Source organism: Novosphingobium sp. 63-713 (assembly GCF_001898925.1).
GTDB lineage: Bacteria > Pseudomonadota > Alphaproteobacteria > Sphingomonadales > Sphingomonadaceae > Novosphingobium.
In genome coordinates this window covers 37824-64798 of record NZ_MKVS01000046.1, presented here as the reverse complement: position 1 = coordinate 64798, position 26975 = coordinate 37824, and the positions used below count along the sequence as shown (strand labels likewise).

The 26975-nt window shown below is 63.8% G+C and carries 21 protein-coding genes; 15 read left to right on the top strand and 6 right to left on the bottom strand.

Annotated features, from left to right (window positions below):
* Positions 1 to 69 precede the first annotated feature (69 nt).
* The 5 genes from BGP00_RS17630 (at position 70) to BGP00_RS17610 (ending at position 7845) form a co-directional block, all read left to right on the top strand.
* Positions 70 to 2286, top strand: coding sequence for a glycoside hydrolase family 3 C-terminal domain-containing protein (locus BGP00_RS17630; RefSeq protein WP_292691541.1), 2217 nt, complete (start codon positions 70 to 72; stop codon positions 2284 to 2286).
* 5 nt (positions 2287 to 2291) lie between these two features.
* On the top strand, positions 2292 to 3866 hold the full coding sequence (locus BGP00_RS17625; RefSeq protein ID WP_292691543.1) for an alpha-L-arabinofuranosidase C-terminal domain-containing protein: 1575 nt from the start codon (positions 2292 to 2294) through the stop codon (positions 3864 to 3866).
* Positions 3867 to 3955: 89 nt separating this feature from the next.
* Positions 3956 to 5422 carry a nucleoside hydrolase-like domain-containing protein gene (locus tag BGP00_RS17620; RefSeq protein ID WP_292691545.1) on the top strand — a complete coding sequence of 489 codons (1467 nt, stop codon included), beginning with the start codon at positions 3956 to 3958 and terminating at the stop codon, positions 5420 to 5422.
* Positions 5415 to 6896 carry a glycoside hydrolase family 30 beta sandwich domain-containing protein gene (locus BGP00_RS17615; RefSeq protein ID WP_292691547.1) on the top strand — a complete coding sequence of 494 codons (1482 nt, stop codon included), beginning with the start codon at positions 5415 to 5417 and terminating at the stop codon, positions 6894 to 6896. Before BGP00_RS17620 ends, BGP00_RS17615 begins: the two co-directional genes overlap by 8 nt.
* Positions 6897 to 6948: 52 nt before the next feature.
* Positions 6949 to 7845: an alpha/beta hydrolase gene (locus BGP00_RS17610; protein WP_292691549.1), complete on the top strand. Its 897-nt coding sequence runs from the start codon at positions 6949 to 6951 to the stop codon at positions 7843 to 7845.
* Here BGP00_RS17610 and BGP00_RS17605 read toward each other — a convergent pair.
* Positions 7842 to 8447: a TetR/AcrR family transcriptional regulator gene (locus tag BGP00_RS17605; protein WP_292691551.1), complete on the bottom strand. Its 606-nt coding sequence runs from the start codon at positions 8445 to 8447 to the stop codon at positions 7842 to 7844. The genes BGP00_RS17610 and BGP00_RS17605 overlap by 4 nt on opposite strands.
* Before the next feature lie 117 nt (positions 8448 to 8564).
* Between BGP00_RS17605 and BGP00_RS17600 the strand changes: the two genes are divergently transcribed.
* The 4 genes from BGP00_RS17600 (at position 8565) to BGP00_RS17585 (ending at position 12733) form a co-directional block, all read left to right on the top strand.
* Positions 8565 to 9785, top strand: a complete 1221-nt coding sequence (locus BGP00_RS17600; protein ID WP_292691553.1) for a cytochrome P450 — start codon at positions 8565 to 8567, stop codon at positions 9783 to 9785.
* A 5-nt stretch (positions 9786 to 9790) separates the two neighbouring features.
* Positions 9791 to 9985, top strand: a complete 195-nt coding sequence (locus tag BGP00_RS17595; RefSeq protein ID WP_292691555.1) for a ferredoxin — start codon at positions 9791 to 9793, stop codon at positions 9983 to 9985.
* On the top strand, positions 9985 to 10308 hold the full coding sequence (locus BGP00_RS17590; RefSeq protein ID WP_292691557.1) for a 2Fe-2S iron-sulfur cluster-binding protein: 324 nt from the start codon (positions 9985 to 9987) through the stop codon (positions 10306 to 10308). Before BGP00_RS17595 ends, BGP00_RS17590 begins: the two co-directional genes overlap by 1 nt.
* 124 nt (positions 10309 to 10432) lie before the next feature.
* Positions 10433 to 12733, top strand: a complete 2301-nt coding sequence (locus BGP00_RS17585; RefSeq protein ID WP_292691559.1) for an arylsulfatase — start codon at positions 10433 to 10435, stop codon at positions 12731 to 12733.
* On the opposite strand, the gene BGP00_RS17580 is transcribed toward BGP00_RS17585, so the two are convergent.
* Positions 12730 to 13398: a helix-turn-helix domain-containing protein gene (locus BGP00_RS17580; RefSeq protein ID WP_292691561.1), complete on the bottom strand. Its 669-nt coding sequence runs from the start codon at positions 13396 to 13398 to the stop codon at positions 12730 to 12732. The two genes, BGP00_RS17585 and BGP00_RS17580, sit on opposite strands and share 4 nt — an antisense overlap.
* Before the next feature lie 131 nt (positions 13399 to 13529).
* Here BGP00_RS17580 and BGP00_RS17575 point away from each other — a divergent pair, with 131 nt between their 5' ends.
* Complete coding sequence (locus BGP00_RS17575; RefSeq protein ID WP_292691563.1) at positions 13530 to 15023, top strand: aldehyde dehydrogenase family protein; 1494 nt, start codon at positions 13530 to 13532, stop codon at positions 15021 to 15023.
* 4 nt (positions 15024 to 15027) lie between these two features.
* Here the strand turns inward: BGP00_RS17575 and BGP00_RS17570 are convergent, their stop codons facing one another.
* The 4 genes from BGP00_RS17570 to paaG form a co-directional block, all read right to left on the bottom strand.
* Positions 15028 to 15858 (bottom strand): aldolase/citrate lyase family protein, encoded by an 831-nt coding sequence (locus BGP00_RS17570; protein ID WP_292691565.1) that lies wholly within the window; start codon positions 15856 to 15858, stop codon positions 15028 to 15030.
* 75 nt (positions 15859 to 15933) lie between these two features.
* Complete coding sequence (locus tag BGP00_RS17565) at positions 15934 to 18819, bottom strand: TonB-dependent receptor (protein ID WP_292691567.1); 2886 nt, start codon at positions 18817 to 18819, stop codon at positions 15934 to 15936.
* Between the two features lie 207 nt (positions 18820 to 19026).
* Positions 19027 to 20352 carry an MFS transporter gene (locus BGP00_RS17560; protein ID WP_292691568.1) on the bottom strand — a complete coding sequence of 442 codons (1326 nt, stop codon included), beginning with the start codon at positions 20350 to 20352 and terminating at the stop codon, positions 19027 to 19029.
* Positions 20353 to 20436: 84 nt separating this feature from the next.
* Positions 20437 to 21231, bottom strand: coding sequence for a 2-(1,2-epoxy-1,2-dihydrophenyl)acetyl-CoA isomerase PaaG (paaG, locus tag BGP00_RS17555; RefSeq protein WP_292691569.1), 795 nt, complete (start codon positions 21229 to 21231; stop codon positions 20437 to 20439).
* 348 nt (positions 21232 to 21579) lie between these two features.
* On the opposite strand from paaG, the gene BGP00_RS17550 reads away from it, so the two are divergent.
* From BGP00_RS17550 to BGP00_RS17530, 5 genes are read left to right on the top strand one after another with little or no spacing between them, the layout of a single operon-like run.
* Positions 21580 to 22749 carry an acyl-CoA dehydrogenase family protein gene (locus BGP00_RS17550; RefSeq protein ID WP_292691570.1) on the top strand — a complete coding sequence of 390 codons (1170 nt, stop codon included), beginning with the start codon at positions 21580 to 21582 and terminating at the stop codon, positions 22747 to 22749.
* Positions 22750 to 22763: 14 nt separating this feature from the next.
* Entirely contained in the window at positions 22764 to 23891 is a 1128-nt protein-coding gene (locus BGP00_RS17545; RefSeq protein WP_292691572.1) for an acyl-CoA dehydrogenase family protein, read from the top strand.
* 3 nt (positions 23892 to 23894) lie between these two features.
* On the top strand, positions 23895 to 24923 hold the full coding sequence (locus BGP00_RS17540) for an NADP-dependent oxidoreductase (protein ID WP_292691574.1): 1029 nt from the start codon (positions 23895 to 23897) through the stop codon (positions 24921 to 24923).
* Positions 24916 to 26124 carry a CoA transferase gene (locus BGP00_RS17535; RefSeq protein ID WP_292691576.1) on the top strand — a complete coding sequence of 403 codons (1209 nt, stop codon included), beginning with the start codon at positions 24916 to 24918 and terminating at the stop codon, positions 26122 to 26124. The genes BGP00_RS17540 and BGP00_RS17535 overlap by 8 nt, the downstream gene beginning before the upstream one ends.
* Entirely contained in the window at positions 26121 to 26945 is an 825-nt protein-coding gene (locus tag BGP00_RS17530) for a MaoC family dehydratase N-terminal domain-containing protein (RefSeq protein WP_292691578.1), read from the top strand. The genes BGP00_RS17535 and BGP00_RS17530 overlap by 4 nt, the downstream gene beginning before the upstream one ends.
* The last annotated feature ends 30 nt before the right edge of the window (positions 26946 to 26975 follow it).

The window sequence follows — 26975 nt, the reverse complement described above, 5'->3', positions numbered from 1 at the left end:
GCCGCACCCGCTTTTTTTATGTGTGCCCCTTCGCACTATTGCCTATCTGAACATACGAGGATGACAGTGATGAGCACCCCCAAGGTCTGGACTTCGATCAGCGCGGTGGCGCTGGCTCTTGCTGCCCAGCCCGCCGCCGCGCAGGCCCCCAATGCGCAGGATGTGGCCAAGGCCGACGCCCGCGCCGCCGCCGCCGTCAAGGCGATGCTTCCGCAAGAAAAGACCATCCTGACCCATGGCATCATGCCGATGGATCTGGGCATCGGCACGACGAAGATCCCCGCCGATGCGGTGCCGGGGGCTGGCTATGTGGCCGGGATTGATCGCCTTGGCGTGCCTGCTCTCAAAGAATCGGATGCTTCGCTGGGCGTGTCCTATGTGATGGGTCTGCGCAAGGATGGGGCCACCGCCCTTCCCTCCGGCGTGCTTCAGGCGGCCACGTGGAACCCGGATGTGCTCTATCGCGGCGGCGCGATGATCGGCGGCGAGGCCCGCGCCAAGGGCTTCAACGTCCTGCTGGCGGGCGGCGTCAATCTGATGCGCGATCCGCGCAATGGCCGCACGTTTGAATATCTGTCCGAAGACCCGCTGCTGTCGGGCATGTTGGTGGGCGCGGCGATCCGCGGCATCCAGTCGAACCACATCATCTCCACGATCAAGCATTTCGCGCTGAACGGTCAGGAAACCGGCCGCAAATATGTCGATATCAAGATCGGTGAGGCGGCGGCCAAGGAATCCGACCTGCTGGCCTTCAAGATCGGCATCGAACAGGGCCAGCCCCTCTCGGTGATGTGCGCCTATAACCGCGTGAACGGCGCCAATGCCTGTTCGAATGATTTCCTGCTCAACAAGGTGCTCAAGAAGGACTGGGGCTGGAAGGGCTTTGTCATGTCCGACTGGGGCGCGGTGCCGGGCGTTGAGGCCGCGATCAACGGGCTTGACCAGCAATCGGGCGAACAGCTCGACAAGGGCGTGTTCTTCACCGACCAACTGGCCGCCAAGGCCAAGGCCGACCCGAAATGGGCGGCGCGCCTCAATGACATGAACCGCCGCGTGCTGACCGCGATTTATGCGGCGGGCATCGACAAGTTCCCCGCGCAAAAGGGCGGCAAGATCGATTTCGCCGCCAATGCCAAAGTGGCCGAGGACACCGCCAAGCAGGGCATCGTCCTGCTCAAGAATGAAGGCGGGCTGCTGCCTTTGATGAAGACCGCCAAGTCGATTGCCGTGATTGGCGGCTTTGCCGATGGCGGCGTGCTGTCGGGCGGCGGTTCGTCGCAGGTTCAGGGCGAAGGCGGCCCGGCCGTGACGATCCCCATCATGGGCGATGGCGTCTGGGCGGGCCTCATCGGCCAGAACTATCACCGCTCCAGCCCGTTGAAGGCGATCAAGGAGCAGGCCCCTCAGGCTAAGGTGACCTTCCGCGATGGCCGCTACATCACCGATGCGGTGGAAAAGGCCAGGCAGTCCGAAATCGCAGTGATCTTTGCCACGCAATATACCACCGAAGGTCTGGACGTGCCCGACCTGCATCTGCCGAACGGTCAGGATGAATTGATCGCGGCGGTGGCGGCGGCCAATCCGAACACCGTGGTCGTGCTGGAAAATGGCGGGCCGGTGGCGATGCCGTGGCTGGGCAAGGTCAAGGCCGTGGTCGAGGCATGGTATCCGGGCGCGCGCGGCGGCGAGGCTATCGCCAGCGTGCTGTTTGGCGACACCAACCCCGGCGGCCGCCTGCCCATCACCTTCCCGGCCAGCACCGACCAGTTGCCCCGTCCCAAGCTGGACGGCAGCGACTGGGTTGAACCCAACTTTGCCGGCGACCCCACCTCGGGCAGCGATCAGCTTCATGCCGATTATGACATCGAAGGCTCGGACGTCGGCTATCGCTGGTTCGCGCGCAAGGGTCAGAAGGCGCTGTTCCCCTTCGGCTACGGCCTGAGCTACACCACGTTCCAGACCGGCGGCCTTGCCCTCAAGGGCCTGACCGCCACGTTCGCGGTCAAGAACACCGGCGCCCGCGATGGCGATGAAGTGGCGCAGCTTTATCTGGCCATCCGCAATGGCGAAGTGAAGCAGCGCCTTGTCGGCTTTGCCCGCGTCTCGCTCAAGGCAGGCGAGAGCAAGCCCGTCACGCTGACCATCGACCCGCGCCTGCTGGCCGACTGGAAGGATGGGCAGTGGGTCACGCCCAAGGGCGCCTATGGCTTTGCGCTGGGCCGGGATGCGGAACATCTGGGCGAGAAGGTGAGCATCACCCTGCCCGCCAAGAGCTGGAAGGAATAAGGCCGATGCGCCGGATCGCCTCGCTGATGGCCACCGCCGCGGTGGCCTTTGCAACCCCTGCCGCCGCGCAGGACGTCATCAACGGGGCGATCCGGGCCGACCAGCCCGGCCCGGTCATTGCGCGCCATATTCAGGGGCAATTTGCCGAACATCTGGGCCGCGATATTTATGATGGCATCTGGGTCGGGCCGGACAGCGCGATCCCGAACACGCGCGGCATGCGCAGCGACGTGGTCGAGGCGCTCAAAGCCATCAAGGTGCCGGTGGTGCGCTGGCCGGGCGGGTGCTTTGCCGACATCTATAACTGGCGCGACGGCATCGGCCCTTCGGCCAAGCGTCCGGTGCGCAAGAATGACTGGTGGGGCGGATTGGAAACCAACGCCTTTGGCACCCACGAGTTCTTCGACTTTGCCGAGCAGATCAACACCGACACCTATGTCGCCATCAACATGGCCACGGCCACGCCCGCCGTCATGCGCGAATGGATGGATTATCTGACGTCCAGGGGCGAGGACACGCTGGCGCAGGAGCGCCGCGCCAATGGCCATGCCGCGCCCTTCAAGGTCGATTTCGTGGGCATCGGCAACGAGGCATGGGGATGCGGCGGCGCGCAGACTCCGGAATACTTCGCAAATGAATATCGGAAATTTGCAACCTTCTTTCACAAGAACGGCGCAACCTTCCATATGCATAATGACAATTCGGCTCTCCGGGTCGCATCGGGTCCGAACAATGACGACACCAAATGGATGGAAGTCGTCCTGAAAAATGCAGGCGAGCAAATGGATGCCATCTCGCTGCACTACTACACCGTGTGGCATGGCGACTGGGCGCAACGCGACAGCGCCATGGCCACCGGTTTTCCCGCCTCGCACTGGAACGAGATCCTCTATCAGGCCTCGCGCATGGAAGAGATCCTGCGCGGGCATGAGGCGGTGATGGACAAGGTGGACCCGAAAAAGCGGATCGGCCTGTTCGTCGATGAATGGGGCACATGGTATCGCACCGAACCCGGCACGGAACCGGGCCATCTCTATCAGCAGAACACGTTGCGCGACGCGCTGGTGGCGGGGATCACGCTGAATATCTTCCATGCCCATGCCGACCGAGTGCGGATGGCGAATATTGCCCAGGCGGTGAACGTGCTTCAGGCCATGCTGCTGACAGATGGTGATAAATTGGCCAAGACGCCAACCTATTACACCTTTGCCATGTACACGCCGTTTCAGGATGCCACCTTCATTCCGGTGAATGCGCCCGCGCCCATGCTTAAGGCCGAGAGCGGATCTTTCCCCGCCTTTACCGTCAGCGCGGCCAAGGCCAAGGACGGCAAGACCTATGTGGCGGTGGCCAATGCCGACAAGGACAAGGGCTATAAGCTCTCGCTCGACCTTGGCGGGCTGAAGGGAACCAAGGTTTCCGGGCAGGTGCTGACGGCGGCCAAGCTGGACGCGCATAATACGCCGGGGCAGAAGGAAGAGATCGCGCCCGCGCCTTTTAATGGCGGGCGGATCGCGGGCGGCAAATTGCTGCTCGATATTCCGGCAAAATCGGTTGTCGTCGTAAAAATCGAAGGCTAATCGTAAGAAACCGTAATAAGCCCAAAGGCCGAAAGAGCCTTGGCCCCGCCCTTCATCCCGGCGGGGCCAGCCATAAACAGGAGAAAGCGATGCCCCGTTTGCCCATGCTCTCGGCTGCCCTTTTGCTGGTCGCCGCGCCTGCGGTTCAGGCCGCCGCCCCGGCAGAACCTCATCCTCGCCTCTTCGTCCTGTCCGACATCGGCAATGAGCCGGACGACCAGATGTCGCTGGTGCGCCTGCTGCTCTATTCAAACGAGATCGACATCGAGGGCCTTGGCGCCACCACTTCGGTGTGGCAGCGCGAAAAGGTCAGCCCCGAGATCATGCACAAGGTGATCGACGCCTATGGCAAGGTGACGGGCAATCTGCGCCTGCACGATCCGGCCTATCCCACCGGCGAGGCGATGGCCCAGCGCGTTTACGCGGGCCGCGAGGGCTATGGCATGGCGGCGGTGGATATGGACCATCCCTCGGCGGCCGCACTGGCGCTGATCGAGGCGGCACGGCGGCCCGATCCGCGCCCGCTCTGGGTGGGCCTGTGGGGCGGCGGCAATACGCTGGCGGAAGCGCTGGGCCATGCGCAAAAGACCCTGCCCGCAGGGGAATTCGACGCGCTGGTCGCCCGCCTGCGCGTTTACGCCATCAGCGATCAGGACGATGCGGGCGCGCAGCTTCGTCGCACCTATCCCGGCCTGTTCTGGATCGGCACACCCTCCTCCCCCGACAGCGGCGATTATGCCGCCGCGACATGGACCGGCATTTCGGGCGACAAATATTACCGCAATGGCGCGGGGGCCGATTTCACGCCCGTCTCCAACGAATGGCTGGATCAGAACATCCGGTCCAAAGGCCCGCTGGGCGCCGCCTATCCGCGCCATATGTTCATCATGGAAGGCGACACGTCCTCCTTCCTCGGCCTCATCACCAATGGGCTGAACGCGCAGGACAAGCCCAATTGGGGCGGCTGGGGCGGACGCTATGTGCTGCGCCAGCCTGCGGGCGAGAGCCACAAGATCTGGACGCAGGGGGGCGACGCCTTCATGCGCGTGACCAGCGCCGACACGGTGGGCGACCATACCAGCGATCAGGCCACGATCTGGCGCTGGCGCGAGGCGTTTCAGAATGATTTCGCCGCGCGGATGGACTGGACCATCCAATCCCCCGCCAAGGCCAACCACGCGCCCCAGCCGGTGGTCAACGGCAGCGCGGGCCTTGCGCCCATCGCGCTGAAGGCCAAAGTCGGCCAGTCCATCACGCTGGACGCCGCCGCCAGCCGCGATCCTGATGGCAACAAGCTGACCTATCGCTGGTTCACCTATGACGAGGCCGGATTTGACGGCGCATCGCCCAATCCCGCACTGGAGATCGCCAATGGCAACACCGCACGCGCCACGGTGAAGGTCGCCGCGCGCTGCGCCAAGAGTTGGCTGGATTTCCCGCAAATGAAATGTCCGCCGGTGCGTACGGCCCATGTCATCCTTGCCGTCACCGACAATGGTACGCCCGCCCTTACCCGCTATCGCCGCATTCTGATCGAGGTGCCCGACCATGACTGATCTTTCCGTTTCCCGCCGCGCAGCGCTTGGCCTGATCGGGGCCACGGCTGTTGCCCCTGTCGCCGCCCGCGCGGTGGAAACGCCCGCCCTGCCCGGCGCGCTCTGGTTTTCCACGCAGGCCGATGCGCCATGGCAAAAGCAGAGCGTGCCCGCGCTGGCCGAAGTCAGCCGGGCCAGCCTGTTCGGCACCGATGCGACGATCAATCTGGCCAATCCGCGCCAGACGATGGCGGGCTTTGGCGCCTGCTTTAACGAGCTTGGCTGGGTCGCGCTTTCGCATCTCTCGCCCGCCGACCGCCATGCCGCGATGGCCACGCTGTTCGCGCCCGATCAGGCCGCCTTTACCCTGTGCCGCACGCCGGTGGGGGCCAATGACTTTGCGCGCAAATGGTATTCCTATGACGAAACGCCGGGGGATTTCGATCTCAAGAGCTTCTCCACCGCCAATGACCAGCAGACGCTGATCCCCTATATCAAGGCGGCGCAGGGCTTTAACCCCGACCTCAAAATCTGGGCCAGCCCGTGGAGCCCGCCAAGCTGGATGAAGAAGAACGGGTTTTACGCCATGGCCAAACCATGGCCCGGCACGCCCGAAACCGGCATCCGCGACGATCAGACCGGCAAGGAAGGCGAGGATTCCTTCATCCAGGAAGACCGCTATTTCGACGCCTATGCGCGCTATTTCCGCCGCTATGTCGAGGATTACGCCAAGGCGGGCATCACCATCGGCACGGTGATGCCGCAGAATGAATTCAACTCGGCCCAGCCCTATGCCTCCTGCACGTGGACGCCGCAGGGGCTGGCGCGTTTCCTGCCCTTCCTTGGCCGCGAGATGGACAAGGTGGGCGCGCGCGTGTTCTTCGGCACGCTGGAGCGCGGCAAGGTCGAGATGCTCGACGCGGTGCTGGCCGACCCCAAGGCGGCCTCGGTCATCAAGGGCGTGGGCGTGCAATGGGACGGCAAGCGCGCCCTGCCCCAGATCGCGCGGCAATATCCGCAGATGGAAATCTGGGCCACCGAATGGGAATGCGGCACCTCGGCCAATGACTGGCACTATGCGCGCTATGGCTGGGCCAATCTGCGCCGCTATATCGAATTTGGCGCGAGCGCGTGGGATTACTGGAACGCCGCGCTGCCCACGGGCGGGCTCTCACCTTGGGGCTGGCCTCAGAACAGCCTGATCGTGGTCGATCCGGTTGCGAAATCATGGCGTCTGACGCCCGATTACTGGCTGATGCGCCACCTCTCCTCCTATGTGAAGCCGGGCGCGCGGGCGCTTTCGGTCGACAGCTTCCTTGGCTTTGACGACAATATCGCCTTCCGCAATCCCGACGGCAGCGTGGTGCTGATCGCCAATAACGCGCTGGGGCAAAAGCAGAAGGTGCGTTATGCGCTGGGCGGCAAGGCGCTGACGCTGGAACTGGCCGCGGACTCGCTCAACACGATCGTCCTGCCCGCCGGCGCCCTGGCCTGACGACAGCATAAGCCCATTGACCATGTGTGCGGGGCGATCCAAACCTGCATGCATGGTCAAGCTGTCGTCCTCCGATTCCATCCGGCCCCGGTCGAACTATTTCATCAGCCAGACCCTGCGCCTGCATTATCTGGAATGGGGCGATCCCAATGCCCCGGTGCTGGTGCTGCAACATGGCGGATTTGACCATGCGCGTTCGATGGATTGGCTGGCGCGCGAATTGGCCGGGGAATGGCGGGTGATCGCGCCCGACCTGCGCGGACATGGCAACAGCGCATGGTCGCCGGACGCCGATTACACGATGGCCGCGTTCCTGATGGATTTCGCCAATCTGGCCGATGCGCTTGGGCAGGAAAAGCTGACCATCTGCGCCCATTCGCTGGGCGCGATGGTGACGACGCGCTATGCCGGGATCTTCCCGGATCGGGTCGCGCGCTTCGTCAATATCGAGGGACTGGCCCTGTCGAGCGGGCGCAATTCACAGCGGATGATCCAGCCCTTTGCCGCGCGCGTCGCCAATTGGATCCGCCTGCATCAGGAAGCCGCCAAACGCCATCACAAGCGCTATGCATCCGAGGAGGACGCCTTTGCCCGGATGCGGGAAAAGAACCCCTATCTCTCCGACGATCAGGTCCGCCATCTGACCCATCACGCACTGCGCAGCAATGATGACGGCACCTACAGCTGGAAATTCGATCCCCGGCTCAACATCTGGCCGGTGCTGGATTTCCCGGAGGAGGAGGTGATCGCCATGTGGCAGGCCGTGACCTGCCCGATGCTGTTCCTGCATGGCAGCAACACCTTTATGCCCAATCCGGGGCGGGACGGGCGGATCAACCATTTTCGCAATGCGCGCCTGATCGAATATGAGAATGCCAGCCACTGGCTCCACCATGACCGCTTTCCCACGGTGCTGGAGGATATTCGGGCCTTTCTGGCGGAAAGTTAAACCTGTCTGGCGGCCATGTCCGGCCCCAGCGCATAGGCGGTGGTGCGGCGAAATTCCTGTCGCAGCCTTGCCTCGTCCCAATGCTCGCGGTCGAACAGCGCCTGTATCGCGATGCCATAGAGCGCATTGCTGATCGCCTGCGCCGCGCCCTGCGCCGCATCATCCGCCATGCCGGTTGAACGCAGATAGGCCGTCACCCGCTCCACCGTCTGATACAGGCCCACCGCGTGTTCGGCGGCCAGCACCGGGTCATGCAAAGCCGCGCTCCAGAAATGCAGCCATGCCGCCCAATTTTCGCGCTGGGCCGGGCTGATGGGCAAGAGTTCCTCGATGGCGCGCACCGCCCCATGCGCCCGATCCGACAGGGCCGCATCACGCATCGCCGCCGCCCGCGCGTTCACATGGCGATAGGTTTCCAGCACCACCTCTTCCTTGTTGCGGAAATGATGGCTGATGACGGTGGTCGAACAATTCATCCGCCGCGCCAGATTGCGAAAGGTGATTTCCCCCAGCCCCCCTTCGACCAGCAATTGGGCCGCACAGGCAATCACTTCGGCGCGGCGCAGATCGGCGGCGGTGGGAGGTGGAGCAAGGTCGTTCATGGTGCGACAGGACTGCGCGATAAAACAGGCGTTGTACAGATAAAACATCTGTTGTATCTAGCACTCAGGTGCAGGATTCTATAGCCTGTCCAAAGAACAGAACATTGGAGGATTGCCATGGCGAGTCAGCCTAAGGTGCCCGATCACGTCCCCGCACACTGCGTGGGGGCCTTCAACCTGTACAAATCGCCCGAAATGCGCCCCACTCCCTTTGGCGACCCCTTTGCCGCGGTGGCCAAATTGCTCGATGGGCCATCGGTGTTCTATGCCCCCGAAACCACCCGCGACGGGCAGGGCGCATGGATCGTCACCACGGCGGAGGAACAGCGCAATGTGCTTCAGGACGGCGCAAGCTATTCCTCCTATCGCCGCATCTTCTCCTCGGCCATCGGCGAGGACTGGCCGGTGATCCCGCTCGAACTCGACCCGCCCGAACATGGCAAATATCGCTCGATGCTCAACCCGCTGCTCTCGCCAAAGCGGGTGGCGGCGCTCGAACCCTTCGTCACGGCCAAGGCGGTTGAACTGATCGAGGGCCTCAAGGCGCGCGGCACATCGGCCGAGGTGATGACCGAATTCGCCTTCCCGCTGGCGGTCAGCGTGTTCCTCGCCTTCCTTGGCATTCCCGATGACCGGCTGATGGAATTTGTCGGCTGGGCCAATGAATTGCTGCATATGGGACCCGCCGAACGCACAGCCGCCGCACATAAGATACTGAATTTCCTTGAAGGCATGATCGCCCAGCGCAAGGAAGAACCGGCCGATGATTTCATGACCTTTCTGGTGCAGGCGCAGGTCGAAGGCCGCCCCCTGACCGATCAGGAAATCCGCTCGATTGCCGTGCTGCTCTTCATCGGCGGTCTGGATACGGTGGCCACCGCCATTGGCCTCGACCTCTATTTCCTCGCCCGCAACCCCGACCGGCAACAGGAATTGCGCGACGATCCCGCGATCATGCCCAGCGCCGTCGAGGAAATGCTGCGCGCCTTCCCCAGCGTCACCCCGATCCGCACCGCCACGCGCGACATGGATCTGGGCGGATGCCCGATCAAAAAGGGCGATCTGGTCTCCTGCCCCTCGATGGCCTCCAGCCGCGATCCGGCCGAATTTCCCGATCCCAACACGATCGATTTCAATCGCGAGGACAATCGTCACACCGCCTTCTCCTATGGCCCCCACCGCTGCCTCGGCTCGCATCTGGCGCGGCGCGAGATCATCATCGCGCTCAATGAATGGTTCGCCCGCATCCCGCCCTTCCGCATCAAGGAAGGCACCGCCCCCGTCACCTTCGGCGGCTTTGTCTTTGGCGTGGAAAATCTGGTGCTCGACTGGAGTTGATGGCGATGATTATCAAGGTAGACCGCGAGAAATGCGCCGGCCATGCGCGCTGCTGGGCGCTAGCGCCGGACTTGTTCGAACTGGATGACGAAGGCTATGTCCTGCCCGGCGACATCCTTGTGCCGCCAGGGCAGGAAGCGCTGGCAGGCCGCGCCACCCGCGCCTGCCCCGAACGAGCGCTGAGCATCGGAGAGGATTGATGGCGAAGATCAACTATCGCCTTGCCGATGGCACCGATCAGGTGGTCGATGTGCCACAGGGCTGGAGCCTGATGGAGGGCGCGGTCAAGAATGGCCTACGCGGCATTCTGGCCGATTGCGGCGGGGCTTGCAGTTGCGCCACCTGTCAGGTGGTGATCCCCGATGATTGGCTCGCCCGCCTGTCCCCGGCCAGCGAGGAAGAAGAGGCGATGATGGAATTTGCCGCCGAACCGCAATCCGGCAGCCGCCTCTCGTGCCAGATCCCCGTGACCGACGCGATGGATGGGATGGTCGTGCAACTGCCCAAGACCCAACTGATCTGAAGCAACGGCGCGAGCGGCGGCGCGAGAATTAAGTCATACGACTTAATTTATATTGACGTGCAAAATTGACAGGCATAATCTCCCCCCGAAACCGGCGCATCGGACCCCGGTTCGGGAGAAGATCATGCGCGGCCTCCGCCTCCAATCCGCCCTGCTGACCGCATCGCTTCTGACGCCCGCCTACGCTCTCGCGCAAGCGCCCACCTATGGCATCTCGGCGGCGGAATCCTCGGCCCCCGTCTGGCCGCAGCCGGTGCGCGCGGCGAAAACGGCGCCCAACATCCTGCTCATCATGACCGATGACGTCGGCTTTGGCGCCTCCAGCGCCTTTGGCGGCCCGATCCCGACCGCCACTTTCGACGCTCTGGCGCGCGAAGGGCTGCGCTATAACCGCTTTCACACCACCGCCATCTGCTCGCCCACCCGCGCCGCGCTGCTGACCGGGCGCAATCCGCAGGCGGTCGGCATGGGCTATGTCGCCAATTGGGCGACCGGCTATGAAGGCTATAACAGCGTCATTCCCAAAAGCGCCGCCGCCCTGCCCGCCCTGCTGCGCGCAGGGGGCTATTCGACGGCGATGTTCGGCAAATCGCATATCACGCCCGAATGGGAAATGAGCGCCTCGGGCCCCTTCGACCGCTGGCCGACCGGGCTGGGGTTTGACTATTTCTACGGCTTCCTCGGCGCGGATTCCTCGGGGTTCGAACCCTCGCTGGTGGAAAACACCCGCCCCGCCCATCCCGATGTCAATCGCCCCGGATACCATCTGGAAAGCGATCTGGCCGATCACGCGATCCGTTGGATTGCCGAGCAAAAGGCCAACACGCCCGACCGCCCCTTCTTCGCCTATTACGCCACCGGCGCGGCCCATGCGCCCAACCATGCACCTACGGCATGGCTGGCCAAATTCAAGGGCCGGTTCGACAAGGGCTGGGACGCGCTGCGCGATGAAATCTTCGCCCGCGAAAAGGCGCTGGGCACGATCCCCGCCGATACGCAGGCCCCGCCTCGCCCAGCCACCTTGCCCGCTTGGGACAGCCTGAAGCCCGACCAGCAGCGCCTCTACGCCCGCTATATGGAGGCCTATGCCGCATCGCTCGCCTATGCCGACGATCAGGTGGGCCGCGTGATCCAGAGCCTGAAGGACAGCGGCACCTATGACAACACGCTGATCATCTATATCCAGGGCGACAATGGCGCCAGCGCCGAGGGCAGTTTCGACGGCAAGCTTTACGAACAATCGCCGCTCTCGGGCGTGAAGGAGGATCTGGCCCGCTCCATCGCGCATATGGGCGATATCGGCGGGCGCAATGCCTATAATCTCTATCCCGGCGGCTGGGGCTGGGCGCTCAATGCGCCGTTTCAGTGGTCAAAGCGCTATGGCTCGCATTTCGGCGGTCTGCGCAACGGGATGGTCGTTTCATGGCCGCATCATATTGCCGATGCGGGCGCGATCCGGTCCCAGTTTCTGCATGTCAGCGACATCATGCCGACCTTGCTGGACGTGGCCGGGATCGCCCCCCCCGATGTGTTCAACGGCGTGCCCCAGCAACCGATCACCGGCATCAGCGCGCGCTATACGCTGGACCAGCCCGCCGCCCCATCACGCCGCACCATGCAGGTCTTTGCCATGGCGGAAAACCTCAGCCTCTATAAGGACGGCTGGGTCGCTGCGACCAAGCCCATGGTGACGCCTTGGGAGCGCACGCCCCCGCCCCGCGTCGCGGTCGAAAACCGGCAATGGGAACTCTACAATATCGACAAGGATTTCAGCGAGGCCCATGATCTTGCCGCGGCCGAACCGGCGCGGCTGGAGCGGATGAAGGCGACATTCTGGGCCGAGGCGGCAAAGGCCAAGATCCTGCCCATCCACAGCCCCGATGGCGGACAAAAGGGCCGCCCCGACCCCAGTACTGGCCGCACCAGTTTCACCTATACGATGCCGATCACCGATATTGCCGAAAGCGCCGCGCCGCCCACGGTCGGCCACTCCTTCACCATCAGCGCAGACCTGACCACCGGCGATGGCGTCCTTGGGGGCGTGATCGCGGCCCAAGGCGGGCGCTTTGGCGGATACAGCCTCTATCTCGACCATGGCTGCCCGGTTTTCACCTATAACCTCACCCCGGCCAATATGACCCGCATCGCCGCAACCAAGGCCATTGGCGCAGGCGCGCACCGGCTGGAGATGCGTTTTGCCCTCGACAAGGAGGCGGCGACCAGTGGCGGCAATGTCACGCTGCTCCTCGATGGCGCGCCGGTGGGTGGCGGGCGCATCCCCCGCACCTTTGCGCAGGTCATCTCGCACACCGAGGGTTTCGACATTGGGCAGGACACGATCTCGCCGGTCGATCCGTCCTATAGTGTGGCCAGCAGCCGCTTTACCGGAACCCTGCGCGCGGTGACGGTGAAGATCGGGGGTTAGAGCGCCAACATATCGGCAAAGAGCAAAGGCGCGCGCCCTGCATCGCTCTGGCGCAGGGCCGCATGGGCGCTGCGCAGCGCGTCCTCCAGCAGGGCCGGGACGCCCAATTGCCGATCGACATGATCGTGGCGCAGCAGCGCGTTAAGGAAAAGCATCAGCGCCAACATACTGCGCGAACGGATGAAGGCGGGGGACAGATCGCCCAAAGTCGCCGCGATCAGCTCGACCACCCGCCTTTGCGCCGGGGCGACCCCGCCCGCCCCCACCGCAGCATCGGCATCGGGCGCGCGCCAGTGGCGCATCACATAATGCACCAGAAACCCGGCATAGGGATGGCTGCCATCCTCATCTTTAAGCGCCAGATGCGGCAGGCACAGGATTTGCAGCAAGGTCAGCGAGTCGCCCAGCAGCCCTTCCGCCCCGGCCCGCGCCAGCATCGCCTCGCGCATTGCCTCCATATCGCCCACGCGGCAGACATGGATCGCGGCCATCAGCCCCTCACGCGATCCGAAGTGATATTGCACGGCATTGTTGTTGCGCGATCCTGCCGCCTGCGCAATCTCGCGCAGCGACACGCCCTCGCATCCGCGCTGGGCAAACAGCCGCTCGGCTGTCAACAGCAGGTGGCGTTTGGCCGCATTGAACAGGGGCGCTGGGTCGGCCATGGTTCCTCTCTTTTCCGATCCCGCCATGCCATAGGGCGCGGCGGGGCGCAAACCGCCTGCCACGTTTTATTATTGACCTCATGTGCAGAAATGTGCCTATGATCCGCCAAAGATCCAAGAGGATGCCAGACATGACCGATTATAGCAGCATCAGCGCTTTCCGCCCCGCGTGGCTGGGCGATGGGCGCAAAAAACTGCTGATCAATGGCGAAGCGGTGGACGCGCTTTCGGGCGAGACGTTCAACAGCATCAGCGCCTCGACCGGCGAGCTGGTGGCGCAACTGGCGCTGGCCGGAGAGGACGATGTGGACCGCGCGGTGCGCGCCGCCCGCGCCGCCTTTGAAGGCCCGTGGAGCCGCTTTAAACCGGCCGAGCGGCAGGCGGTGATCCTCAAGCTGGCCGAACTGGTCGATGCCGAATGCGATGATCTGGCCATGCTCGACACGCTGGAAATGGGCCGCCCGATCACCGCCTCGCGCGGGCTTCGCGGCATGTTGAAGCGTTCTCTCCACCATTTCGCAGGGGCGGCCACGGCAATTTATGGCCAGACACTGGGCAATTCCTTCCCGGTCGACCTGCTGTCCTATACTCTGCGCGAACCCATCGGCGTGGTCGGCGCGATCATCCCGTGGAACGGGCCTTTGTTCAGCGCGGCGTGGAAGATCGGGCCGGTGCTGGCCACGGGCTGCACCATCGTGCTGAAACCCGCCGAGGATGCGGGCCTGTCCGCCCTGCGCTTTGCCGAACTTTGCCATGAGGCGGGCGTGCCGCCGGGCGTCGTCAATGTGGTGACGGGCGCGGGGGCAACCGGCGCCGCGCTCTCGGCCCATCCCGATGTGGACAAGGTGGCCTTTACCGGATCAGGCCCTACGGGCGCGCGGATTGTCGAGGCTTCGGCGCGGACGTTCAAAAAGGTGACGATGGAACTGGGCGGCAAATCGCCCAATATCATCTTTGCCGACGCCAATCTCGATGCGGCGATCCCCGCCTCGGCCATGGGCGTGTTCAACAATAGCGGGCAGGTCTGCGCGGCGGGCACGCGCATCTATGTCGAGCGCCCGGCCTATGAGGAATTCGTCGGGCGCTTTGCCGCTTTCGCCGATGGGCTGAAGGTCGGCCTCAGCCTCGATCCGGCCACGCAGATCGGCCCCATCGTGTCGGGGAAGCAATTCGACCGCGTTTCCGATTACCTTGCGTTGGGCGCGCAGCAGGGCGCAAGGCTGATTACCGGCGGCGGGCGCGTGACGGCGGGTGGGCTGGACAAGGGCTATTGGGTGGCCCCCACGGTCTTTGCCGATGTGCGCGACGATATGCGCATTGCGTGTGAGGAAATCTTCGGCCCCGTCGCCTCGATCATGCCTTTCGACACGTTTGACGAGGTGATCGCGCGGGCCAATGCCACGCGTTTCGGCCTGGCGGGCGGGGTGTGGACCAAGGACATCGACAAGGCCATGTCGGCGGTCAGGCGCATCCGGGCCGGGTCGGTCTGGGTCAACCACTATTTCGCGATGGACCCGGCGGTGCCCTTCGGCGGATACAAGATGAGCGGATTTGGCCGCGAGGGCGGCCATGAGCATATTGACGCCTATCTGCAGACCAAGGGCGTGTGGATCAAAACGAACTGATCCATCAAGGGCGGGCCAGAGCCTTTCTGGCCCGTTCCGCCACGGGCAGGTCGATCATCCGCCCGTCGAGCGTGACCACCGAGAGGCCCTGCGCCCGCGCCTCGTCCCAAGCCGCCCAGATGCGCTCTGCCTCCTCGCGTGCGGCGGGGGAAAGGCCAAAGACCGCATTGGCCACCGCCACCTGCTTGGGATGGATACAGATCGCGCCATTGACGCCGTAAGCCGCCGCCTCGCCCGCGATGGCGCGATAGGCTTCCTCCTCGCGGAAACGCGCGATGGAGAAAGGCACCGCCAGCGCCATCAGCTCCCGCCCCGCCGCCGCCATAGCCAATTGCCGCGCGGGCAGGTCGAGCACGGCGGTAGTCGGCTCCACCCCCATCGCCAGAGAGAAATCCTCGGTCCCCAGCGCCAGACCGGCCACGCAGGGCACATCGGCCATCGCCTGCGCCCGCGCCACGCCCAGCGGGCTTTCAATCAGCGCGATGATGGGCAGAGCCTCACCCCGCAATTCGGCCACCATCGCGGCGATCACACCAAGGTCATGCGGACATTCCGCCTTGGGCACCACGATCGCATCACCCCCGGCGGCCGCCGCCGCGCGAATGTCCTCCACCGCCATCATCCATGGCGCGTTGATCCGCACCGTGGCCGCCACGCCCTGCGCCCGCACATCCGCCACCGCCCCGGCCAATGCCGCGCGCGCCGCGGGCTTGGCGCCGGGCGCCACCGCATCCTCCAGATCGAGGATCACCGCATCGGCCCCCGCCCGCGCCGCCTTGGCGCAGCGTTCCGCATGGTCGGCAGGGGCAAACAGCATCGAACGCCAGCGCAGCATGGACATGTCCCTCATACAGATCCGGCCGCGCCATCCGATGATGAACGCGGCCGGACAGTTTCCTTCAGGCAGACCTTAGAACTTGAAGCGGACCCCCGCCGTAAAGGCGCGGCCGATCATGTCATAGGTCGAGATATTGGTGGCCAGATTGACGCCCGGCGTGATGCCCGGAATGATCGGCGGATCCGTGTCGAACAGGTTGTTGACCGTACCGAACACTTCGAAATAGCCGCCCGCACCATGGGGAATGCGCGCCCGCACCGAAAGGTCGGTGTACATATAGGCGGGCACCGAACCACCGACAAAGTTCGACAGATTGGGCGCTGACGCATTGAGGAAGCGGTTCATCGAACCGATATACTGTTCGGCAATGTTGATGCCGATCGGCCCGACCGTGTAATCGACCGAGAGCGACCCGCGCCAGCGCGGATAGGACACGGGGTTAGAACCCACCACATTGGCCCCGGCATAATGCACCACCGGCTGTCCGGCATAGAGCTGGGTGTCGAACTGGCCCAGATAGTTGGCATAGAGGCGGATACCCAGCGCGCCCTTTCCGACCTGACGGCGATAGCTGGCGTCAATATCCACGCCCTGCGTCTTCAGGAACGAGATGTTCGATTCCGTGATCCGCACCATCGAGGGGAACGAGGTCGAATTGGGCCGCGAGATCAGCGAACATTCCGGCGCCGTGCCCGCCGTGCCGCAGATATTGAGGATCTGCTGCGCGGTCAGCGCGTCGATGGCGCCGGTCATGTCGATCTTGTAAAAGTCGACCGACATGCTGAAGCCCGGCAGGAAGCTGGGGGTGAACACGCCGCCGATGGTCAGCGTCTTGGCCACTTCGGGCTTCAGCTTGGGGTTGCCGCCCGATACGGTCGATGCGTTCTGGTTCAGCCCCGTGACCGGGTCGAGCACGATGCCGATGCCGCTGGTGTCGCCGCGATAGAGTTCATAAAGGTTGGGCGCGCGGATATCGCGCGAATAGGTGGCGCGCAGCAGGAAGTCGCTGACCGGCTTCCAGGTGCCGCCCGCCTTCCATGTCGTCACCGTGCCCGAGGTCGAATAATCGGTCACACGCACCGCGCCGTTCAGGCTGAGCTGCTGGGCCAGCGGGGCGTCTTTCAGCAGCGGCACCGCGATTTCGCCAAAGGCTTCCTTGACATCCATCGAGCCATTGGCCGTGCCCACATTGGTCAGCCAGTAATAGAGCGAGGCCGATTGCACCCCGCGCAGCCCCGCGAAATAGGCCGCCTTCTTGGCCGCCGTGTCCAGATTGGCCGGGTCGGCATTGCTGGTCAGCGTCATGCTCTGTTTGCGATATTCGCCGCCCACCACGATGTCGACCGGGCCTGCGGGCAGGCTGAAGGGGCTGCCGCTGATGCTGGCGGTGATCGAGTCATGCTTGAAGCGCGCGCGATATTGCGAGGTGCCCGTGGCATAGGCATAGCCCGCCGGGCTGGACACGGCCGGATTGCCTGCAAACAGGTTGATCGGTTGACACCCGGCATATTGCGCGGCGACCGTCGGATCGGTCAGCACGCGGCAAGTGGGCGTACCGCCCACCGAGACGACATCGACTCCAGCAAAGAACTTCTTCCAGTCCCACAGGCCCGACTGGGTCATGTTATGGGTCGATTCCGAATGGGTGTAATCGGCCCTGACCTTCCACCCGCCAAACTTGCCCTCGATACCCGAGGTCGACTGGATGAAATCGGTGGTTTCGCGCACCCTGGTCTGATTGTCCGAATAATAGGCCGCAATGCCCACCGAACCGTTGGTCGCCACCGTCGAGGCCAGCGAGGCAGGAATATAGGGATTGCCCGCATAGATCGTCGCGGTCGGGCTGCCCTGAACCAGCGTGTTGGCCATTGCGTCATAGGCAATTTCGGTGCGCGAATAGATCATCTGCGTGAAGGCGCTGAAATTGTCGCTGAAATCGAAGCTGAGGCGGCCAAAGTTCTGATAGGTCTTGGAGGGCGCGATCGCGGTGGTATGCGCCGGGATCGTATAGCCATCCCCGCCGATCTGGATGCCCGCGCTGCCCGTGGCCGTGCCGGTGTTGAAGGGTGAGACCGTGCCGTCGGCATTCAGCTTGGTGCCCAGCGGCGTAGCGCCATTATAGAGCTTGCCATAGGTCGAGGCCGAGGAAATCAGCACATTGCCGGCCTGCTTATACGGGTTGAGCGAGCCGCCCGGCGAACAGGCGGTGGCATCAGACGTGGTGTTGACGCAGCCCGGCGTCGATCCGACCCAGGCATAGCCGTTCTGGCCCGCCTTGCGCGCATCGCGCAGCATGCCGTCATTGTTGTAATATTCAGCCGAGAGCAGCAGATGGCCGCGGTCGCCCGCGAATTTGGTGCCAAAGGCCAGACCGATGCGCTGGTTGTTATTGTCGCCGCGCTGCGATGTGCCCGCCTGAAGATTTCCCTTCAGGCCCACGAACTTCTTGTCGAGCACGAAGTTGACGACGCCCGCCACCGCGTCCGAACCCCACGCCGCCGAAGCGCCGCCCGTCACCACGTCCACGCGCTGAACCAGCAGGTTGGGGATGACGTTGGTGTCGATGGTGCCGATATATTCGGTGGGCGCCACGCGCACGCCATCGACCATGATAAGGGTACGCAGCGGCCCCTTGGGGTTGGCCGTGGGCGTGCCCAGACCGCGCAGGTTGAGGATATTGCCATGGATCGGAATGGCCGAGAAATTGTTCGCCGACTTGCCCGGCCCCAGCGAGTTCTGGAAATTGGGCAGTTTGTTGAGCGCATCGGGAATATTGGTCGGCGTGGCCTTGGCCAGTTCTTCGGCCGAGGCGACCGTCACCGGCGTGGGCGCGGTATAGCCGTCGCGCACGATGCGCGTGGCGGTGACGATGATGTCGGCGGCTTTGGGTTCATCGGCGGCGCTGGCGGCCCCCGGAAACGCGGCGGCCAGCGCCGTCCCGGCCAACAATACGGACATGGTATGAATTCGCATCCCAACCTCCCATAAAAGCCCGCGAAGTCCAACGCCTCGCTTTTTGCCCTATGTTGCAGAATTTGTAGGCCGGAGAATTTTGCCAGTCAATGCAAATTTGCATCCCTATGCACAATCATCAGGGCTGACGGATAAATATCACAATGCGCGCCAGCCCCATGAAATCGGGAGATATTTACACAGTCCCCCGGTTTACTCCGCCCGCGCGGCCAGCAAACGGCGCACGCCTGCACAGCCATGGGCAAAAAATCCCGCCGCGAGAATCAGGCCGGACACCACCAGAGCCACCATCGAAAGCCCGACTTTGGCCGGGTCGCCCAACACTTTGTCGGTAACAAAGCCGACAAGGAATGTGCCCAGCGCCATGCCGATCAACCCGGTCATCAGCACGAAAATCGCCGTCACCCGGCCGCGCAAGGCAGTAGGCGTGACAAGTTGCACCGAGGCGGGGCCCATCGAAGAGGTCGAATGGATGCAGGTCATATAAAGGCCGAACAGCACAACCGTGGCATAGGGGTTGCTGACCAGATAGGCCGCCACTGCCAGCGGCCCAGCCAGCACCAGCGTGATCAGGCACCAGCGCAGATGCGCATCGCGATAGCCGGCATTATACAACCGATCCACCACCCAACCATGCACCGGCAGGCTGAGCGCGGCGAGCAATTGCGCCACGCCCATCGCCAGACCGATCTGCCCCGGTTTCCAGCCATGGACGCGGGTGAGGAAGGTCGGGCTCCAGATCTGCAGCGCGATGGTGACGGTATAGACGAAGCCGATGCCGAAGATGATCCCGCTGAAACAGCGCGGATAGGTCATGATGAAGCGCCACGCCTCACGATAGCCTTCGAGCGCGGAGACGGCGGCCTGCTGGCGGCGGCGCGGTTCGGGGAAAAGGAAGACGAGGAAAGCAAAGGCCATGCCCGGAATGCCGGTGATGACAAAGGCTTGCTGCCAAGGAGCGAAATGGCCCATCATCGGCCAGTGCGAGATGCCGCCTTCCAGCACAAAGCCGACCAGCGGCCCGCCCAGCAAGAAGACGATGCCCGCCCCCATCACCCCGCCCATGACAAACACCGCCATGGCCAGCGAAAGCCGTGAGGGCGGAAAACTGTCGCCGATGATCGAATAGGCACCGGTCGTATAGCCCGCCTCGCCGGCGCCGACGAGCGCGCGCGCGGCCATCAACATGGCAAAGCCCCCGGCAAAACCGCAGGCCCCCGCCCCCGCGCTCCACAGCAGGATGCAGAAGAACAGCACCCAGCGGCGGCTGTAACGATCCAGCATCAGCCCCACCGGAATGGCGCAGAGGCAGTAGAAAACTGCAAAGGCCGGACCCTGCAGCAGGCTGAATTGCGTGTCGGAAAGGTGGAGACCCTGCTTGATCGGTTCGACCATCAGCGCCATCAGATAACGGTCCGCCAGCGAGCGGATATACAGCACAAAAAGGATCGCCACCGTCAGCCATGCCATGGGCGCGCGCGGATAGATCGGGCCTTCGGCCACATTTGCGTCAGACACGAAAACTCTCCCATGAGGCCTTATGGACGGCACAATAAATGCACCTTCGTGCAATTTTTAAATCAGGTCAACGTTTAACGCAGATCAACAGCCGCGAAACTGTGGGCGGCGTTTTTGGCGAAAGGCGCTGACGCCCTCGCGGTAGTCCTGGGTATGGCCAAGGCGGCGCTGGCCATCGCGCTCAATGTCGAGCTGGGCGTCGAAATCACGGGCCCAGCTTTGCCGAATCGCATCACGCGCGGCCATGATCCCCCGCGTCGGCGCGGCGGCCAGCGAGGAGACCAGCGCGTCGACATGCTCGATAAAATCCTCGTCGGGCGCGCATTGCCAGATCATGCCCCATTCCTGCGCGCGGGCGGCGCTGATGCGTTCACCCGTCATCGCCATGCCCAGCGCGCGAGGCTGGCCGATCAGGCGGGGCAGCAGCCAGCTCATTCCGCAATCAGGCATCAGGCCAATCCTGGCGAAGGAAAGGATAAAGCTGGCCGATTGCGCCGCAATCACCATATCGCCCATCAACGCCAGCGCCGCCCCCGCCCCCGCCGCCACACCATTGACCGCACAGACGAGCGGCACCGGCAAACGCGCCAGACGCCGGATCAGCGGATTATAGCGCAGCTCAATACTCTCCCCCAGATCGAGCGGCCCTTCCTGTTCGACCGGCCTTTCGCCCAGATCCTGCCCCGCGCAAAAGCCACGCCCTGCCCCGGTCAGCAGAACCACCCGGAGATCCGCGCAGGCCTCGATCTCGTCGAGAATTTCGGCCAGCCTCTGATGCATCCCCACCGTAATCGCATTCAACTGATCCGGGCGGTTGAGGACGATGCGTGCGATGCCATCCTCCAGGGCAAAGAGGACGCAGGTTTGGGAATCGCTCATGAAAGGCAGCCTCTTTGGAATCGGGCGCGCCACTTTGTGTGCGCCCCATCAAAATTGCACTACGGTACAGTTACGTTATTCCATGAAGCTGTCAATCGGCGGCATTCGCATATCAATTATATGACTATATTTCATTATTTTATGGAACTAGAATCCAAAAACTACCGCCCTAAAACCTTACCATAGGCGCAGATTTCGCCCCGGCGATGAATGAAAATTTTATCTCAATTCTGCCCTGCAATGCAAAATATCACTAGCCTAGCGTCTCCGCATCGCTTACAGATCAACATCGAAGCAGAGCCGGCCGCGACCGGCCCCGAAACAGATTCACAACAAAAACCGGGCGGGATGATGGAAGACCAGCAATTCAGACAGGAGGTCCGCGATTGGCTATCCGCCAACTTCCCGCCGGCGCTGACAGGCGTGAACGGGCTGATCTTTCAGGGGGATGCCCATGCCGCCGCCGCCAGCAAGGATTTTCAGGCCTGGCGCAAAGCGATGGCCGACAAAGGCTGGGGCACGCCGACATGGGACAAGGCCTATGGCGGGGCCGGACTTTCGCCCGCACAGGCCAAGATCATCGCGCAGGAACTGTCCGCCATCGGCGCATTCAACCCGATCCGTTCCTATGGCACGATGATGCTGGGCCCGACGCTGCTGGAATTCGGCACGGAAGAGCAGCGGCTGCAACATCTGCCCCGCATTTCCACCCATGAACTGCGCTGGTGTCAGGGTTTTTCCGAGCCGGGCGCGGGATCCGACCTTGCCTCGCTGCAAATGAAATGCGTCGATGCGGGCGACCATTGGGTGGTATCGGGCCAGAAGATTTGGACCTCGGGCGCCGATCAGGCCGACTGGTGCTTTGCCCTTGTGCGCACCGACACCAGCGTCAAACATGGCGGCATCAGCTTCCTGTTGATCGACATGAAATCGCCCGGCGTCGAGGCGCGCCCGATCGTCCTGATCAGCGGATCGACCCATTTCTGCGAAGTCTTCTTCAACGATGTGAAAGTGCCCAAGGGCAATCTGGTCGGCGCGGTCAATCAGGGCTGGAACATCGCCAAGCGCCTGCTGCAATTTGAACGCTCCAGCCTGTCCGAGGTCAAGACCGATGTGACCCCGCTGGCCCCCATCGCCCATGCGATGCTGGGTACGGATGAGGAGGGGCGGATTGCGGATGCGGATGCGCGCGCGCGCATCGTGCATAATGCCATGCGCCATGCGGCCTATCTGCAAACCGTGCGCAGGTTTAACGAGGAGGCGCGCAACGGCGGCCCCGGCAATGGCGTGTCCACGCTGAAGAACCTGTGGTCGGGCATTGTCCAGCGCCGCGCCGAATTGCTGGTCGAGGTGCTGGGGGCCGATGGCCTTGGCTGGTCGGGCGATGCCTATCCGGCCGATGCGCGCGAGGCCACCCGCGCGCTGCTGCACTCCAAGGCCTTCTCGATCTATGGCGGCAGCTACGAAATCCAGAACAACATCACGGCCAAGCGCTCGCTCGGCCTGCCGGATCGCTGAGGGGGACGCGCGCGATGGCCGTGTTGAACGAAGAACAGACCATGCTCAAAGACATGGTGTCGCAATGGGTTCGCGACCGGATGCCGGTGAGCGTGGCGCGCGGATTGTATGACCACAGCGGCGGAGGACGCAAGGACGCCACCACCGGCTTTGACCGCGACGCCTATGGTGAAGTGGCAGCGATGGGCTGGAGCGGCATCCTCGTCCCCGAGGCGCATGGCGGCAGCGATTTCGGCGCTTTCAGCCTCGGCTTCGTGCTGGAGGAATTGGCGCGCACGCTCTCGCCCCTGCCCTTGCTGAGCAGTGCGATGATTGCGGTCAGCGCCCTGCGCCTTGGCGGAAATGCTGCGCAGCAAAGCGCATGGCTGCCGGGTCTGGCCGATGGTTCGATTATCGGCACGCTGGCGGTGGATGAAGGCGCGCATCATGCGCCCGATACACTCGCACTGACCGCCACGCGGGTTGCCAATGGCTGGCGGCTGGATGGTATCAAACGCCCGGTGGCCGATGGCATGGGCGCGGACCTGTTCATCGTGGCCGCGCGCGGGGAGGATGCCACCATGCTGTTCCTCGTACCCGCCGATACCGCCGGTTTGACCCGCGAACCGCTGGATCAGATCGACGCCCGCCGCCCGGCCCTGCTGCGCTTTGACGGGGTGCTGCTGGGCGATGATGCGGTTCTGGGCCATGGCGATGCCCTCCTGTCCGCCATCCTCGACCGCGCCTATGTGGGACAGGCTGCCGAATTGCTCGGCCTTGCCACGCAGGCGTTTGAAACCACGCTGGATTATCTCAAAACCCGGGTCCAGTTCGGCCAATTGATCGGATCGTTTCAGGCGCTGCAGCATCGCGCCTCGGAGATGTTCGGGGAATTGCAGCTCACCCGTTCGGCGGTCGAGGCCGCGCTGGCCGCCATTGATGCCGATGATCCGCAATTGCCCTCGCTCGCCTCGCTGGCCAAGGCGATGGCCAATGGAACCGCCCATCGCATCACATGCGAAATGGTGCAGTTGCACGGCGGCATCGGCATGACGCATGAGCATGACGCGGGCCTCTATCTCAAACGGTCCCGCGTGGCCGAACAGGCCTATGGTTCCTCCTCTTTCCACCGCGAACGCTGGGCGCGCCTCAACGGATATTGAACGATGCAATCGCGAGAGATTCACCTCATCCGCCGACCCGTTGGAGCGCCGGTGGCTCAGGATTTTGCGCTTGTCGCGCGCGACGTGCCGCCCCCAGCTGCGGGCGAGGTGCAGGTGCGCAACCTGTTCATGGCGGTCGATCCGGCCATGCGCGGGCGGATGAGCGATGCGCCCAGTTACGTCCCGCCCTTCGCGCTGGACGCGCCGATGGAGGGGCCAGCGATTGGCGAGGTTATTGCGTCCCAGCATCCCGATTTCAAACCCGGCGATCTGGTCTTTTCCCGCCTTGGCTGGCGCGAGGTGTTCAACGCCCCCGCCGCCGCGCTGGAGCAGCGTGATCGTGATGCCCTGCCCCCTTCCGCCTATCTGGGCTTTGCCGGATCGACGGGCCTGACCGCCTATGCCGGGCTGATCCGCATTGCCGCCTTGCGCGAAGGCGATGTGGTGTTTGTTTCGGCGGCATCGGGCGCGGTGGGTTCGATCGCCTGCCAGATCGCGCGGATCAAGGGCTGCAAGGTCATTGGCGCAGCGGGCGGGGCGCGCAAGAAAGCCTTCCTGCTCGACACGGTGGGCGTCGATGCGGCGATTGATTACAAGGCCGAACCCAATCTGACCAAGGCTCTCGCCCGCGAGGTGAAAGCCTTGGGGGTCAAGGGCATCGACGTCAATTTCGAGAATGTCGGCGGCGATCACCTGCAGGCTGCGCTGGCTCTTGCCAACAAATTCGCGCGCTTCGCCATCTGCGGCATGATCTCGCAATATAACGTCACCGATGCGCCCACGGTGCCCAAAAACCTGACCATGCTGATGACCAAGAGCATCCGCATGGAAGGCTTCATCGTGCTGGATCACAAGGATCTGGAGCCGCAATTCATGGCCGACATGATCGCCTGGCACGAGGCAGGCCTGATCCGTCAGGCCGAGACGGTGCATGAAGGCATCGAAAACGCGCTGGCCGCCTTCAACGGATTGTTCAGCGGCGACAATCTGGGTCGTACCTTGGTCAAGCTGGGGGAACCGGCCCATGTATGACCTCCTCAATGGCCTGCGCGTGGTAGAGGGCGCGGCCTTTATCGCCGGCCCCTCCGCCGGGCTGCATATGGCGCAGATGGGCGCGGAAGTGATCCGTTTCGACGCCATTGGCGGCGGGCCGGACTATCGCCGCTGGCCGCTCGCGCCCGATGGCTCCAGCCTCTATTGGGAAGGGCTGAACAAGGGCAAGAAGAGCATCGCCATCGACCTCGGCCGCCCGGAGGGGCGCGAACTGGCTGTGGCGCTGGCCACGGCGCCGGGGGATCAGGGCGGCGTGTTCCTGACCAATTATCCGGTGAAGGGTTTCCTGAGCCACGAGGCGCTGAAGGCCCGGCGCGAGGATATCATCACCGTGCGCGTGATGGGCTGGGCCGATGGCTCGCCTGCGGTGGATTACACGATCAACGCCGCCGTGGGCGTGCCGCAGATGACCGGGCCAGCGGACGATGACCGCCCGGTCAATCATGTCCTGCCCGCATGGGATCTGCTGGGCGGGGCCTATGCGGCCTTTGCGGCGTCCTCGGCCCTGTTGCGGCGGCGTATGTCGGGCGTGGGCGCGGAAATTCGTGTGCCTTTGTCCGACCTTGCCGCCAGCAGCCTCTCGCATCTGGGCCAGGTGGCCGAGGTGCTGACCGGCGGCGACCGGCCCCGGATGGGCAATGACCTGTTCGGCGCCTTTGGCCGCGATTTCGTCACCGCCGATGGACAGCGCCTGATCGTGGTGGCCATTACCCCGCGCCAATGGACCGGCCTTATCAAAGTGCTGGACCTGTCCGAGGCGGTGGGCGCCATTGAGGCCGCGCTGGGCGTCAGCTTTGCCCGCGACGAGGGCGCGCGTTTCACCCATCGCGCCGCGCTCTTTCCCCTGTTCGAGGCGGCGTTCGCCAAGCGCGAGACGCAAGCCTTGAAACCCGCCTTTGACGCAGGCGGCGTGACATGGGGGCAATATCAAAGCCTGCATCAGGCCGTGACCCATGACCCGCGCCTGTTCACCGCCAATCCGCTGTTTCAATCGCTAACCCACCCCAGCGGCCTGACCTATCTCGCCTCCGGCCCCGCCGCGACATTGGCGGATGAAGCGCGCGGCCCCCTCGCCCCTGCCCCCCGACTTGGCCAGCATACCGATGAGGTTTTGGCGCAGGTTCTGGGGCTGGATGGCGGCGCCATCGGGCGGCTGCATGACGAAGGACTGGTGGCATGAGCATTTCGACAAGCGATCTGGCCCATTGGCGCACATGGATCGGGCGCGAGGAAGTCCGCAACGAAGTGCTGGACCCGCAAGCGCTGCGCCGCTTTGCCGCCGCGATTGGCGAGAGCCTTGATGTCGAGGCCCATCAGCCATCGCTGGCCCATTGGGCCTTCTTCCTGCCCATCGCACCGGCAGATCAGATCGGCCCGGATGGCCACCCCAAACGCGGGGGCTTTATGCCGCCGATTTCCCTGCCCCGGCGCATGTTCGCGGCGGGGCGCATGGAATTTGGCGCTGCCCTGACATTGGGTCAACCCGCCACCCGCCGCTCGACCATCCGCGATCTGCAATACAAATCCGGACGCAGCGGCGATCTGATCCTGCTGGAGGTCGAGCACATCATCGAACAGGCGGGCGAGATCCGCGTCACCGAACGCCAAACCATCGTCTATCGCGATGCAGGCGCGACCACGCCTGCGGTAATCCCGGTCGATGTGGCCCCCGCCGCCGAGGACGCTATCTGGAACCCCAACAGCGTCGATCTCTTCCGCTTTTCCGCCGTCACCTTCAACAGCCACCGCATCCATTACGACCTGCCCTATGCGCAGGGCGAGGAAGGTTATCCGGGCCTTGTCGTGCATGGGCCGTTTACCGCCACGCGCCTGTTTGCCCATGCCTGTCGCCATGGCCCGCGCCCGCACGCCTATGCATTTCGCGCGGTGGCGCCGATGTTCTGCGGCGCGCCCATCATCCTGCGTGAGGTCTCACCGGGTCAATTGGCCGCGATCCGCGCGGACGGGGCCGACGCGATGCTGGCCGGCGTCGAATATTGAGCTTCCCTTTCAACCCATGAGGAGTTTCAC